We start from the raw sequence: 14,032 nt of genomic DNA, 5'->3' as shown, positions 1-14,032 counted from the left end.
GTGAAACGGACACGGGCGTCGTATCGGGCGGACCTGCGCCGATTGGTATCGAGTTGAACGCCAGCTTCCGCTGAAACTTGCGCTGACGGGTCGGCTAGGCTGGTCTTCGCCTGGGCCGCCGATGTGCTGCGGGCAGACTGCCTAGCCGAGCTCACTGAAATCGATGGTGGTTCTGATCGTGAATACGACCGTCGAACGCTCTCCGTTCTCCGCGAAGCTTCGCCGGATGAACTGCAAGTCGGGCTGAATCGCCAGATACGGAGTGAGATTGTCCGAGTACGTAAGCTCCAGGCCCCACTCCGAAGACTCCGCCTTGCGCCCATGCTCGTCGAGCAGCAGGCGGCGAAAGCCCTTTGAGAGCTGCCCTTGGTGAACTCCAAACGAGACCTTTGAATCGGCCCGGGCTGCGATCGCGCCGTTCATAAGTACACCGGCCTGGAAGCCGCCTCGGAATGGAGTCGTGGCGCCGTCGGAGCGCCCGACCCGCAAGAAGGCGTGTACGCCGGGCGCCTCCTTTTCCGTCAGCCGATACTCAGCCAGCAGGTAAGCACCCGCGGCAGTTCGCTTGGCGGGGCTAGCGTCGGACCTGACCTGATAGATGTCGTCCTGAGCCTCGGTATAGCCCCACGCGCCGAGCGCCAGCTTTCCGCGTCCTACCGTTCCCACTTCGCCTATCAGCAACGCACTGTGGTGCATTCCGAAATCGATGCCGTTTGGTTCGCCCAAGACGCCAGCCTTCGCGTTGATGACCGCGATCTTACCATAGGCGGTGCGGCCAACCCGATAGGAAAGGCGGGCTGTTAGCGCCGTGGAGGGGAAGGTGGATGGACCGTTCGGCCCCGTCGCCGCCAACTCTGACCCTAATCCGAATGCTGGGCCCAACAGGAGGCCCGCCGACTCGTTTTGATAGAAATCACTGTTGAGGTCAGTTAGTCCGACGCGAAGGCTGGCTCTGTCTGCCGCAAAGGTTTGCTCCAGCCACACTTGGTAGAGTCTCAAACGATGCTGATCGACTTCGAGGTTGTTGACGCCCTGAAGGGTGCCGGCCGCCTCGTTGGGCTGGCCGCCGGCCGTGGCCAGAAAGTGGACGCCTGCGGATAAACCCTGAGCACCCGCGAGCTGTTCAAGGTCGATATCGGCCGCCGCTTCGGCTTCATGCACTACGAACGTGCGACCGTCACTCTTACCTTCACCGATATAGACGATGTCGCCGATGTAGTGTCCGGCCAGGTCAAAGGCCCGAAGTTCGGCGTCTGCAGCAAAGGCTGACGGGTAAACGAAAAGCGTACCGAGCCACAGCCCGAGGACAAGCCCTTGGCGGACATACTGTTTGGAATTCATCGTTCTCACGTCCTGCTTTCGGGGAGCTGCACCCTCCCGATTGCAGCAGCACAGGATCGCCGAACGCCAAGGGTGTTCCCCGCATTATAGGCGGGAAAGCGCCCGGGGGGCGGTTTGAAGCCCGGTTTTTCTACTCTTCACATCGTTCGGACTGGCGATGGTATTGAGTGCGAGCGGCGTCCGAACGTGTCATCGGAAATCTTGTGCGACGATGCCAGCGTCGGAACTGCGATTGAGCCTGCGACGTGTAGATCGCGCAAGCTTTCGACGGCTCTGGTCCTATCAACGACTTGATAGCACTATAACTATATACAGCACGCTAGAAGGCCCCAGAACATCGCACGAGGTCACCCTTGCCCGGTATGAGATACGCCCTTCCGGGAAGCCGCTCGGCATGACCGTCATGCAGCGCCTGGCCCTCATCGTCCTTTTCGCGGCCATTCCGATCGGCATCCTTCAGGCGCTGAGTGTCCAGCGCCAGGAGCGCGTACAGCAGGAAGCGGTCGCGCGCGTTGCCAAGGCGATCGCCTATCGGGCGGGGGCCGAGCAGCGTCGGATTGTCGAAGGCGCGCGGCAGCTGCTTGCAGGTATTGCCCAGTTACCCGCCGTGCAGGATGGCGATCCGCAGGCGTGCAATCTCATCCTGCGTAGACTGGGCTCGCAGTTTCCCATGTACACCGCGATCGGAGTTGCCAGCCCGAAGGGGCATGTATGGTGCAGCAGCACCCGCGCTGGCACCGACGTGTCCGATCGCGCCTACTTCAAACAGGCGCTTGCAACGCGCCAGTTCGGCACCGGCGGTTATATCGTCGGCCGCGTACTCGGCGTCCCCACATTGAACTTTACACTGCCGTTCGAGGATGAAAGCGGCGAGCTGACCGGCGTGCTGATCGCAGGGCTGGACCTGGATAGGCTTGCCGATGACCTTGGCAAGGCACGGCTTCCGGTCGGCAGCAATCTGATGATCTACGGCCCCGATCGACGCCAGCTCGTCGACCTGCCGTACGGGACACGGGTCGGCAAGCAACTTCCCCCTGTGCTGGAACAGGCCTTCCGGTCCAAAGAGCCCGGCTCCGTGGAGATTGGCTGGGTCGATGGCCGCCAGCGAATCTTGGCCTATTATCCTCCCTCTGCCATTGCGGAAGTCCCGTTCCTCGTTGCCGTCAGCGTGGATCGCGAAGACGCTCTGGCGCAGGTGGGCTCTGATGCAAGGCGCGCCTGGGTCGTGCTTGGGCTGGTGCTCGCAGCTGCCCTGTTGGGGGCATGGTGGTTTGCCGCGCGTTATGTACGCCGTCCGCTGAAGCAGTTGGCCCTTACAGTGCGAGCGTGGCGCGCAGGCGACGGCGCAGCACGGGTGGGGCACCTAGAGGCGGGTTCCGAGTTCGACGACCTCGCCCGTGCGTTCGACGCGCTGGCTGATAGCGTAGTCGAACGACAGGAAAGACTTCAAAGCGCGCTGGAGAACACGACCGATAGCGTGGCGATAGTCGCCCCTGACTGGACCGTGACATTCCTGAACGGCAACGCCATCAACCAGATGCATCGCGACTCAGATCTGATCGGGCGCAGTATCTGGGAAATCTATCCTGACTCTATCGACCAGCCAGTCGGCCGGGGGCTGATCTCCGCCATGACGGAACGCCGCAGAGTCGTCGTCACCTTCGAGAACGAGGAGATGGGCGAATACTTTGAGACGAACGCCTATCCGGCTGACGATGGCGGCCTGATCCTTTTCAGTCGGAACGTCACTGAGGAACGCCGGGCCCAGCAAAAGCTTCAGCGCCTGGCCTTGTGCGATCCCCTCACCGATCTGGCAAACCGCTCTCACGCCACAGAGATTGGCTCACAGGCAGCCGCCGACGGGGCTTTGTCGGCCTTGCTCATCCTGGACCTCGACCACTTCAAGCATGTGAACGATACGCTCGGCCATCCTGCGGGAGACGACATGCTGCGCGAAGTGGCGCGACGGCTGCTCGCGAGCGTGCAGGATCGAGCGTTCGTGGCTCGTCTTGGAGGCGACGAATTCGTCGTCATCATGCGGGAGATGACCCCGGCAAGCTGCATCGAGCTGGCCCGGGAGATTCTGGAGGCGCTGGAGAGGGATGTATTCTCGGTTCGCGACCGTGCCTATGATGTCACTGCCAGCGCCGGTCTGGTGCTCGTGGACCAATCGCGGCCCGGCATCGAGGAGCTGATGGCGAATGCCGACCTCGCCCTCTATCGCGCGAAAGCGGAAGGCGGGGCGACCTATTGCACATACACGAGCGCAGATCGCGATGCCTATCGCGCACGCCGCCAGTTGGAAGATGAAGTTGCGCTGGGCGCAGTCAACGGCGAATTCGAACTGTTCTACCAGCCACAGGTGAACCTCAAGACTGGAACGCTGGTCGGCGCAGAGGCGCTGTTGCGCTGGCATCACTCGTCGCGCGGACTTCTGCTGCCTGGGGACTTTATGGATGTACTCGGCGCCAGCCGCCACGCCGTGACAGCCGGAACCTGGGTGATAGAAGAGGCCTGCCGGCAAGCATCCGTATGGTGGAGAAGCGGCATGCGACTTCGGGTGAGCGTGAACCTCTTCGCGCAGCAACTTAGCACCGGAAACCTGCCACAGATCATCCAGACGATCTTGCGCCGCCACAGCCTCCCCGCACACGCGCTGGAATTGGAGGTGACAGAGAACATCACGCTGACCGCGCGGCCTGACGTAAAGCGGACACTGCTCACATTGCACATGCTAGGTGTGAGGCTGGCCTTTGACGATTTCGGCACCGGCTTCGCCTCTCTCACCACACTGAAGGACCTCCCGGTCAACCGGTTGAAAATCGATCGAAGCTTCGTCACCCACTTGCCCGAAGATGAGGAGGACAAGGCGATCGTTGAGGCCGTGCTGGCCCTCGCGCGCACGCTGCGTCTCGAAGTGGTGGCCGAGGGAGTGGAAACCGACGAGCAAGCCGAATATCTCCGCTCGCGCGGGTGCTCTGAAGCACAGGGGTTCCTGTACGGGCGGCCAATGGCAGGGCCAGAATTTACGGCAACGATGTGCAACATCGAGTTCGCAGATGAAGCATCCATTCCCCTGACCCAAGGTGCGGGCACTCTCTAGCCGAGGTGTGAAGCGGGGGCGCCGACTAGGCCGCCGTTTGAAGGGGCGCGGGCGAAGCTCGACGGACTGCCCCGCAACTTGCGTGACTCGTTCCTCCGCCCGGGCGGAGACTGTCCCGTACTACAGTTTGCCGGCTGATCTCCAGGCGCCGCTGTCGATGTCCCGACGAAGCGCCTGGAGGTCAGCCGATCGGTGGCAAACCCAACTCGACCCGCGCGTCGCGCCCATAGCTGTCGCAACGACAGTTTGCCGAGCGGCCGACGGTGGTCTTGTTGGAAAGTGACTCATTTTCATCGGGTTACGAACGGGTCACCGTGTCCGTTGGATTAGCAAGATATTAGGCACACCGAGGTTCGGCCTCTCGGCAAACTGTCACTAGGACAGTCCTATGGCAGAAGTCGCAGAAAAGCCTGGTTTTTTCTTTGCAATCCTACACGATTCTGCCAGATACGGAGGAGAACGAAGCCAGATCAAAGGAGACACAGACTGTGGGGAAATCGGCGACAAACGTCGGACATATCCTCGACCGTCTTTCAGAGGTCTCCAGCCGTCCACGCTATGCTTTTGCAGTCCTGAACCTGCTGGCCGAGCAGGCCGGACCGGGCGCCAAGGTCGGCCCGTTCATTCTGGACGACGGCGAAACGCTTCCGTTGCGCGTCTGGGTCGGCAAGCGTCTTGCGCGGATCTCAGGACGCAATCAGCGTCGCAGGAAGATCGAGCAGCGCATCCGTCAGGAGCTGGCGTCCAAGCTTCCGAACGATCTTTTCGAGGCACAGAAGATCGTCGATGCGGCAGTGGAAGAGCATGTGCGCGCGACCGGCGCTGACAACTTCAGCCGTGTAGCGACTGAACTGGAGAAGGCCGGTTACATCCGGCGGTTCTACGAAGGTTACCGGACGAACCACTCCAACAGGGGAGGGCTGCGCAACCTGGTGTGTGTCCTTGATGCCGATGTATCGGCTGCACTCCGGCGCCGTGACATGCTGGTGTGACATGCTGCCGCGCGGATGCCTCTGTCATCAAGATCCCTTCAGCTTGAGCGGAAGCCCCGCCGCAACGAGCATAACCTCATCCGCAATGGCTGCCGTACGCTGGTTGAGCCAGCCCGCCTCATCGCGAAACCGGCGAGCCAGTGCGTTCATCGGCACGATGCCATAACCGACCTCGTTCGCCACCATGACGAGCGGGACGCAGCACTCGGACACAGCCGCCTCGAACTCGGCCACCGCATGGTCCAGGTCTCGCTCGGCCAGCATAAGGTTGGACAGCCACAGGGTCAGGCAATCGACGAGGATCACGTCGGCCTCCGCTTCTGCCCGATGAAGTGCAGCGGCAAGGTCCATCGGCGCTTCGACGCTCATCCAGCGAGGGCCCCGGTCTGCCTGGTGCCGCGCGATGCGATCAGCCATTTCGGCGTCCTGTGCCTCTGCCGTTGCGATGAAGGCCAGACGGCCAGGCAGGGCTTCAACCCGCGACTGCGCGTAGCGGCTCTTGCCGGAGCGGGCGCCACCGATCACAAAGAGCCTGCTCATCTTGCTCGCTCCTTCGCCAGGGCGCACAGGCCGTCGATATCCAAATGCCGCTCCAGATCGCTAGCGAGTTCGTCGAGAGCGGCGTCCACCACTGCGTCGTGATCGGTGCCGTCACTCCGCACGCCAACCCTTTCGAGAAGTGCGCGCCGAAACCCACCCGAAGCAAGCAGGCCATGGCAATAGGTGCCCATCACAAGGCCGTCCGCAGCGATCATGCCATCCCGTCTCGCCCCGTCCAGCATCGCGAAGGAACGCACCGTTTCGGGGGCGCTCGTCACACCCATATGCATCTCATACCCTTCGAACGCCTCGCCAAACGCCTCGCCTCTGACGCTGCACAGGGTCTTGCACGATCCCAGCACAGTCTCACCGGGAAGGAGCGCAAGGCCATCGGCCTTGCTGGGCGGCCCTTCGATCCCGTCGGGGTCACTGATCGTCCGGCCGAGCATCTGGTACCCGGCACATATGCCCAGGATCATCCCACCGCGCCGGTGATGCGCAAGGATGTCGATGTCCCACCCCTGCGCGCGCATGAAGTTCATGTCCGCAATCGTCGCCTTGGAGCCGGGGAGCACGATCAGCCCAGCCTCCGCCGGGAGGGGACGACCCGGAGGGACCATGGCGAGCTCGACCTCCGGCTCGTTCTTGAGCGGGTCCAGGTCGTCGAAGTTCGCGATTCGCGGAAGCATGGGGCAGGCGACCAGCAGGCGGCCCGGTTTACGCCTGCTGCCAGCTTCCAGAACGACGGCATCTTCGCTGGGGAGGCGGGAGACGGCGGGCAGCCATGGCACAAGGCCGAAGCCGCGCCAGCCTGTGCGTTCCTCGATAGCGGCATACCCGTCCGCGAACAGCGCGGGATCGCCCCGGAACTTGTTGACGATGAAGCCGCGGATCATGGCGGCATCGTCCGGCTCGATAACGAGCCGCGTGCCGACCAGAGACGCGATCACGCCTCCACGGTCAATGTCGCCCACGAGCACCACGGGCACCTGCGCTGCTCGTGCGAATCCCATGTTGGCGATGTCGCCACTCCGCAGATTGATCTCGGCCAGGGAGCCTGCACCTTCCACAATGACGAGATCGCACTGTTGCTCCAGCCGCCGCCAGCTCTCCAGCACATTGGGCAAGAGACTGCGGCGCTGCTCGCGGAAGTTCGCCGAACCGAGAGTCCCGCGCACCTGCCCATGGACGATGAGCTGCGACGTGCGGTCCGCCTGAGGCTTGAGGAGAACCGGGTTCATATCCGTGTGCGGCTCCGCCCGGCATGCGATGGCCTGCAGGGCCTGCGCTCGCCCGATTTCGCCGCCGTCTGCGGTCACCGCCGCATTGTTCGACATGTTCTGGGGCTTGAACGGCAGCACGCGCAGGCCCCGGTTCGACAATGACCGGCACAGGCCTGCCACCAGCACGGACTTGCCGACATCGGACCCAGTGCCCTGCAACATCAGAGCAGCCATTCCACACCTCCTGCAGACAACGAGGCCAACAGGCACGCGCGGATGAACACCGCCCGCGCCTTGCGCATCGTGCCGAGATCCGGCTCACCGCCTTCGCCGATAAAAGGCTTGGCGGTGAGAACACCATCATAATGCAGCGGCCCGGCAAGCCTGATCCCCAGCGCGCCCGCCATCGCGGCCTCCGGCCATCCCGCGTTAGGAGAGGCATGTTTCGCATGATCGCGCCGGAGCACCCGCCAGCCACCACCTCCCGCAAGACAGATGAGAGCGCCGGAAAGTCGCGCCGGCAGCCAGTTGGCAAGATCGTCGCAGCGGGCGCTTGCCCATCCGAAAGCGCGCAATGGCTCTTCCGGGTGCCCGATCATGCTGTCCGCCGTGTTGATCGCCTTGTAAGCCCAGATGCCCGGAAGGCCGAGCACAAGCAGCCAGAAAAGAGGGGCGATGACGCCGTCGCAGAAGCTTTCCGAAAGGCTCTCGATCGCGGCGCGGCAGACCGCCTGCTCGTCAAGAGCGTCTGTATCGCGACCGACGATCATGCCGACAGCGCGCCGTGCAGCAGGCAGATCGCCACGGGAGAGAGCCGATAGAATAGGCGCGTAGTGGTCGAGCAAGCTGCGCAAGGCCAGAGCAGGCCAGGCCGCGATCGCGACAAGCAGCCATGCCCAGGGACCGGCCACACCGTAGATCACTCTTTCGACGATCAGCGCCGTGCCGCCACTCAGAGCGATCAGCAGTCCGAGGGTGACCAATCCCAACAGCCGACGGCGCGCTTCCGGTCTGGCGGGTCGGTTCCAGCGGGTTTCGCAAGCGGAGATCACGCGAGCAAAGCCGCCAACCGGGTGGCCGATCACACGGTAGACCCTTGCGGGCCAGCCACTCATCGCATCGAGCGCGAAAGCAGTCACGGCGATGGGCTCAGCCATTTGCGCCCGCCACGGCAAGCGCCGCGTCCAGCCTCGCCAACGCAGCTGCGCTTCCGGGCAGCCCGAAGCGCAGCAGGTGCGGGTGTCCGGTGAAAGGACGCGTGAGGATCTGCTGCTGCGCGAGCGCTTCGAACAGATGGTTCGCACAGGGCACGGTGCCCAGCCTGAACAGCGGGCATTCGCCACGCGATGCGAGGCCGCGACGGGTCAGCACAGCGTCGAGGCGTTGCGCGGCCACGAAGAGATTCGCGCGCGCCCGGGCTATCCACGGAGCGTCGGCATAGGCGTCTGTTCCAAAGCGGATTGCGGCAGCGCAAAGGGGCCACTCGCCTTGCAGGTGGCGCAGCCGGGTGAGAAGTTGAGAGGGCCCAAGCACGAAACCAAGCCGCACACCCGCAAGCCCGAAGAACTTCCCGAACGAGCGGGTGACGATCAGCCGCCGATGCTCGGCCACCTCGTCGGCGATGCTCCAGGCGGGATTGCAGTCGGCGAACGCCTCGTCGACGAGCAGCCAACCACCGGCCGCCTCTTGCGCCTTAAGCACATCCAGCAGCGGCTCCCTGGGCACCAGGGCGCCGTCCGGGTTGTTCGGATTGCCCAGCACACGAACAGTCGGCTCTCCCGCGAGGGACGGCTTGGCGAAAGCCTGGACATGCGTGCTGTAACACAGCGGCTGTGGAACGCCGGGCAACTGCAGGATCTGCCCGAGCGCACGCAGGCCCGCTTCACTGCCCGGAACGGCAAGGCACAAGGACGGATCTACACCGAAGTAAGTGGCCGCCGTCCGCTCTAGCTCAGCAAGCGTCGAGGGGTCCGGAAGGGCGCGCCAGTCTAGCTCACCACCGCTTGAGGGCTCCCAAGCCGAGGGATTGATCCCCGTCGACAGGTCCAACCAGTCCGCCTGTGCGCCGCCGAAGCGAGCGCAGGCGTCGCTCAGGCGCCCCCCGTGAAAGGTATGAGGCTCTTTCATGGCGCAAGCACCAGAGCACCGAGCAAAGCGGCTTCCATCACTTCGATCCCGGCGCCGTGGCCATCTCCAGAGATACCGCCGATGTGGCCGCGCAACCACCAGCGCCACAACGCTGCCACCGGCAGCGCGGCCAGCAAGGCAGGTGTATGCAGGCCAGGTGCCAACAGGCAAGCAGCCAGTCCGACGAGCAGCCACGCTCCGAGAGCCACCCACGTCGCGCCAGCTCCGAAGGTACGACCCAGGCCCGCGTGGAGGGGCGGCAGCGTCAGCGTCCAGAACAAGGGCCCGACGCGGGCAAGCGCCGGAATGGCCACCAGCGTCAACCAGAACATACCGGGGCGAGGCTGCGCCAGCAGGAGATAAAGGAGCAGCAGCTTCGTCAGCAGCAGCAGGACAATGGCAATGACGCCAAAGCTGCCGATGTGCGGGTCCGCCAGAACAGCGGAGACCCGGCTCCGATCGCCATGGCCGGCCCCGGCCGCATCGGCGATGTCGCCCAGTCCGTCGAGGTGAAGCGCGCCGGTGATGCCGACCCAGGCGAGCAAGCCGATCAACGCTCCAGCCCACGGGTCGCGCTGAAAGCCTAGCCACGCAGCGCCCGCGACGCAGGCACCCACAAGCAGGCCCGCGACAGGGAACCACCGGATCGCCGCAGAGACATGCCGCGCCTCCGCCTGCACGGCGGGGAGCGGCAGGCGGGTCATGAACTGGACGGCCAGCACCAGCGCTTTCACAGCTCATCTCCCGCCAAGCCGATGATCTGTCCGTTCAGATCGGGCCAGATACGCAGCGTCAGCAGGGCGCGATACGGCAGGTCGATAGCCCAGACGCCGCGATGGTCCAGACCGGTCAGCACCGAGACGGCCGCGCGCATCGCTCCTGCGTGGGCAAGGACAAGAGTGTGCGTGTCCAGGCCGGCCAAAGCGCCGGCAACCCGGCTTCGCAGGTCCGACCAGCGCTCGCCGCAAGGGGGAGGGCACCCGTCCGGGTCATCCCAGAACCGCGCAAGCGCCTCGGAACTAAGCGTATGGGGATGCTCTCCATCCCACTCCCCAAAGTCGAGTTCGCGCCAGTTTCGGCTCAACGTCAACGGCAGTCCGAGCTGGTCCGCCAGATGCGACGCCTGCGCCGCAGCGCGCATGAGGTCGGACGAAACAAGCGCCCGCAGCGGCAAAGCACGTGCGCGACCGAGTATCAGCGGGCAGTTCGCATTCTGCGCCGGCTCGTCGACATGACCCAACAGCAGCCCCGTTCGCACCGGCGGCCCATGACGCAACAAGTGGATGACCCGGCTCGTCACCGGCTCTTCGCTACCGCAGCCTGGTCGAAGGTCGCCATCTCGCCATGCGTTGCCAGCGCGGCACGGATGAGCGGCACTGCAAGCGCGGCCCCGCTTCCCTCGCCAAGGCGCAGTCCGAGATGCAGTAGCGGCTCAAGCTTCAGGTGCTCCAGCAGTTGCGCATGCCCCGTCTCGGCAGAGCAGTGCGCAGCGAGGCAGTGGCTGGTGAACTGCGGATTGCGTGCCACGAGCGGAGCAATGGCTGCGCACGCGATGAAGCCGTCGAGCAGCACCGGCATGCGCTGCAGCCGCGCAGCGAGGATGGCGCCCGCCATCGCTGCGATCTCCCGACCACCCAGGCGGCGCAGCGTTTCCAGTGCGTCCGCACAATGCCCTTGATGGAGGGCGAGCGCCTGATCGACGGCTTCGATCTTTCGCGATAGCGCCGCATTGTCGATGCCGGTGCCCCGACCGCACCACTGCGCTGCATCGCCTCCGAACGCCGCAGCGCTCAAGGCAGCCGCCGGAGTCGTGTTGCCGATGCCCATTTCGCCAACGAACAGGAGCTGCGTGTCAGCCGTGGCGACAGCGGCGCCCGCGTTCAGCGCGGCGAGGCACTCCACCTCCGTCAACGCCGGTTCGCGCGCGATGTCGCCGGTTGGCTGGTCGAGGTCGAGCGGCACGATGGCCAGCTCCGCCCCGCAGCTGCGAGCGAGTACGTTGATGGCAGCGCCGCCTGCCATGAAGTTGGCGACCATCTGCGCCGTCACTTCCGCCGGGAAAGCGCTGACTCCTCGCGCCGCAACTCCATGGTTGGCAGCAAACACCGCGCCCCGGACCCGATCCAGACGCGGAGTGCGTACCTGCTGCCAACCTGCCATGAAGGTTGCGATCTCCTCAAGGCGGCCAAGCGACCCTGCCGGCTTCGTCAATTCGCCCTGGCGTGCGCGCGCAGCCATGGTGGAGGCCGAGCAAGGCTCGGGCAGATCCTCGAGAGCAGCCAGAAAGGCAGCGCGGTCCGCAAAGGCGATCATGTGCACAGGTACCCTTCGGGCGGGGTGCGAACGATGAAGTGTCCTTTCACCCCCTCCGGCCACTGCGCGTATCGCACGACGCCCTCTTCGCTGGCGGCATAATGTGCCGCGTATATCAGGATTGCCCGGGCAGCATCCCGGTCCGGAGTGAAGTCACCCAGGACATACCCCACCTTGCCAAGCGCGCGGATGTGCACCGTGCAGTGGCGGGAACAGGCGAAGAGGCATGGCATCTCCTGCACGGCGACGCCGGCGAGTCCGGGCTCTTCCTGCTGAACGGCGCGCAAAGCGTCTGCCAGCATGGCACCCCCGCGCCGCCCATTCTCATCCTCGCGCGCGTCCGCAGTCGCGCGACAGGTGGAGCAGACGACGACGGCTGCGCCTGGCTCTACCGGCTGCAACATCAGAAGCGGCTCCGCAGTCCGACGTAGACCGTGCGGCCCAGCGCAGAATATCCGCTCGCCGTCTGGTAGCCCTTGTCCGCGACATTCTCGACCCGTGCCTGCAGGATCAGGGCCTCGGCCAAGCGGTACTGGGCGCGCAGATCAACCAGCCAGTAGTCGTCGAGCACCTCCGTGCTGGTGGCGCTGTTGAAGCTCTCACCCGAATAGCGCGCCGCCACGCTGGCGCGCAGACCGTCAGGGAGCTCGATGCCGCCTTCCACATTGGCGAGGTGGCGCGGCACACGGGCAAGCTGACGACCGAAGAAGGCACTGTCCTCGCTCCGGTCCTCAGCCTTGATCCAGCTGTAGTTGCCTTCCACGAACAGGACGTTCCAGCGCGCCGAACCGGTAAGCTCCAGCCCGCGCGCGCGGCTTTCCTTGACGTTGGCATAGTAGCCGAAGCGCGTCGTGTTCGTGCCCGGTATGTAGCAGACCGCTGGTTGCGCGCCGCTGGTGGGGCAATAGGCAAAGTCGATCAGGTTGTCTGTCTCCCGCTCGAACCAGGCTGCCGACGCGTGGAGGATATCGCCGAAACGGTGCTCAAGGCCCACCTCCCAGCCTTTCGCCTTTTCGGGCTCAAGGTCGGCAACTCCGTAGGCACTGAACAGCTGGTAGAGCGAAGGCGCCTTGAAGCCTTCATCGTAGCTGGCCCGCAGAATGGTTGCGCCCCCGTTTGGCGTGAATGCGCCACCGGCGCTGAACACGGTATTGTCGCCGAAGCGGGAGTTATGATCGTACCGCGCCCCGGCATTCAGCGTCAGGCCGGTGAGGGGGGTGATACGGAACTGGCCATAGAGGCTGTCGGTATCGACCCTGTAAGGCTGCAAGGTGTAGGGTGCCGCCGAGTTCGTGGGCGAAGCGGTGGACATCCGCTGCTCCTCCCGCTCGGCACCGAATACGATGTCCAGCATGTCCGCAGGCTTGTAAATGCCCTGATACTCGAACCGGCGGATGCGGCCCTGTGCGTCGAAGGTGATCTGGCGAATGCTGCGGTTCGGGTCGTAGTTCTCCCGGTCCGTCTCGGTCTGCAGCACCGCGAGGCGGTTCACCAGCTTGCCGTCGAACAGCTGGAAGTTCAGCCCCGCGTAGCCCGACCATTCGCCGGTCGTGCCATATGCAGCGGTGTCTCCGCTGAAACCGTCGAAGTCGCTGCGTGCGTCAGCCCAGTAGCCGCGTAGGTCGAGCCAGACGTCGGGCGAGAGCCTGATAGTGGCGGTGCCGCTCGCGGCCTGACGGGAATAGCCGTCATCCTCCGTCCCGTTCGCGCGGGCCGAAATGCCATCGGTGGTGAAGGTCGAGGCGGCGATGCGCCAGTCCACCATCTCGCTTGTACCGCCGATGCCCGCGCGGGCCGACACGGTCTCGTGCGTGCCCGCCTCGATGGCCATGCTTCCTTCCAGCGGCTTCTCGGGCCGGCGCGTGCGCACATTGACCACGCCGCCGATCGCATCGCTGCCCCACAGGATGGACTGTGGGCCGCGCAGGATCTCTATGCGTTCGATGTCGTCCAGCATCAGGTTGGAGAAGGCGTATCCGCCTGCGGTCGAAGAGGGATCGGCAAGGCGCATTCCGTCGATCACCATCACCGTCTGCCCGGCGTCCGCACCGCGGATGCGCAGCGAGGTGGCTGTTCCATATCCCCCGTTGCGCGAAAGGCTGATGCCTGGCGTACGCAGGAGAATGTCGGTTACGGTGATCGGCTGCGCCTCGATGACCGCTTCTTCGTCGAGAACCGTCACGCTGGCGGAGTTGCGCTCCTGCGCGACAGGAGTGCGGAACGCGGACACCACGATGCTTCCGTCAGGTGCATCGTCGGCATGGGCGGGCTGAATGGAAAAGGCAGTGAGGGCCAGTACGGTGGCCACAGAGGTCATGCGGTGCAAGGTGAAATCCCCTACTTGCAAACGGCGTCGGACCCTGCCGGTCGATCGTTGCAAGGAGGCGCGCGCG

General features: G+C 64.5%; 12 protein-coding genes. 2 read left to right on the top strand and 10 right to left on the bottom strand.

Annotated features, from left to right (window positions below; genetic code table 11):
- Positions 1 to 141: 141 nt before the first annotated feature.
- On the bottom strand, positions 142 to 1,341 hold the full coding sequence (locus ABUH87_RS14605; protein WP_367774792.1) for a carbohydrate porin: 1,200 nt from the start codon (positions 1,339 to 1,341) through the stop codon (positions 142 to 144).
- Positions 1,342 to 1,735: 394 nt separating this feature from the next.
- Here ABUH87_RS14605 and ABUH87_RS14600 point away from each other — a divergent pair, with 394 nt between their 5' ends.
- Both ABUH87_RS14600 and ABUH87_RS14595 read left to right on the top strand, forming a co-directional pair.
- A complete protein-coding gene (locus tag ABUH87_RS14600; protein WP_367774791.1) occupies positions 1,736 to 4,444 on the top strand; it encodes a bifunctional diguanylate cyclase/phosphodiesterase in 2,709 nt (902 codons plus the stop codon).
- Between the two features lie 488 nt (positions 4,445 to 4,932).
- The gene (locus ABUH87_RS14595) at positions 4,933 to 5,436 is read left to right on the top strand and encodes a hypothetical protein (protein ID WP_367774789.1); all 504 of its coding nucleotides are present in this window, start codon (positions 4,933 to 4,935) and stop codon (positions 5,434 to 5,436) included.
- 27 nt (positions 5,437 to 5,463) lie between these two features.
- Here the strand turns inward: ABUH87_RS14595 and cobU are convergent, their stop codons facing one another.
- Genes cobU through ABUH87_RS14550 form a run of 9 tightly spaced genes read right to left on the bottom strand, consistent with a single transcriptional unit; the run spans position 5,464 to position 13,956 of the window.
- A complete protein-coding gene (cobU, locus tag ABUH87_RS14590) occupies positions 5,464 to 5,976 on the bottom strand; it encodes a bifunctional adenosylcobinamide kinase/adenosylcobinamide-phosphate guanylyltransferase (RefSeq protein ID WP_367774788.1) in 513 nt (170 codons plus the stop codon).
- Positions 5,973 to 7,433: a cobyric acid synthase gene (locus ABUH87_RS14585; RefSeq protein ID WP_367774787.1), complete on the bottom strand. Its 1,461-nt coding sequence runs from the start codon at positions 7,431 to 7,433 to the stop codon at positions 5,973 to 5,975. The genes cobU and ABUH87_RS14585 overlap by 4 nt, the downstream gene beginning before the upstream one ends.
- A complete protein-coding gene (cbiB, locus tag ABUH87_RS14580) occupies positions 7,421 to 8,356 on the bottom strand; it encodes an adenosylcobinamide-phosphate synthase CbiB (protein ID WP_367774786.1) in 936 nt (311 codons plus the stop codon). Before cbiB ends, ABUH87_RS14585 begins: the two co-directional genes overlap by 13 nt.
- Positions 8,349 to 9,326: an aminotransferase class I/II-fold pyridoxal phosphate-dependent enzyme gene (locus tag ABUH87_RS14575; RefSeq protein ID WP_367774785.1), complete on the bottom strand. Its 978-nt coding sequence runs from the start codon at positions 9,324 to 9,326 to the stop codon at positions 8,349 to 8,351. The genes cbiB and ABUH87_RS14575 overlap by 8 nt, the downstream gene beginning before the upstream one ends.
- Positions 9,323 to 10,060 (bottom strand): adenosylcobinamide-GDP ribazoletransferase, encoded by a 738-nt coding sequence (locus ABUH87_RS14570; protein ID WP_367774784.1) that lies wholly within the window; start codon positions 10,058 to 10,060, stop codon positions 9,323 to 9,325. Before ABUH87_RS14570 ends, ABUH87_RS14575 begins: the two co-directional genes overlap by 4 nt.
- Entirely contained in the window at positions 10,057 to 10,626 is a 570-nt protein-coding gene (locus tag ABUH87_RS14565) for a histidine phosphatase family protein (protein WP_367774782.1), read from the bottom strand. Before ABUH87_RS14565 ends, ABUH87_RS14570 begins: the two co-directional genes overlap by 4 nt.
- Positions 10,623 to 11,639: a nicotinate-nucleotide--dimethylbenzimidazole phosphoribosyltransferase gene (cobT, locus tag ABUH87_RS14560; protein WP_367774781.1), complete on the bottom strand. Its 1,017-nt coding sequence runs from the start codon at positions 11,637 to 11,639 to the stop codon at positions 10,623 to 10,625. Before cobT ends, ABUH87_RS14565 begins: the two co-directional genes overlap by 4 nt.
- A complete protein-coding gene (locus ABUH87_RS14555) occupies positions 11,636 to 12,043 on the bottom strand; it encodes a DUF1636 domain-containing protein (protein WP_367774779.1) in 408 nt (135 codons plus the stop codon). Before ABUH87_RS14555 ends, cobT begins: the two co-directional genes overlap by 4 nt.
- Complete coding sequence (locus ABUH87_RS14550) at positions 12,043 to 13,956, bottom strand: TonB-dependent receptor plug domain-containing protein (RefSeq protein ID WP_367775173.1); 1,914 nt, start codon at positions 13,954 to 13,956, stop codon at positions 12,043 to 12,045. Before ABUH87_RS14550 ends, ABUH87_RS14555 begins: the two co-directional genes overlap by 1 nt.
- Positions 13,957 to 14,032: the final 76 nt, after the last annotated feature.

Origin of the sequence: Novosphingobium rhizovicinum, assembly GCF_040813635.1 — a bacterium.
GTDB classification, from domain to species: Bacteria; Pseudomonadota; Alphaproteobacteria; order Sphingomonadales; family Sphingomonadaceae; genus Novosphingobium; species Novosphingobium rhizovicinum.
The sequence above is the reverse complement of the archived record's forward strand: the minus strand, read 5'-3'. Positions and strand labels throughout refer to the sequence as shown.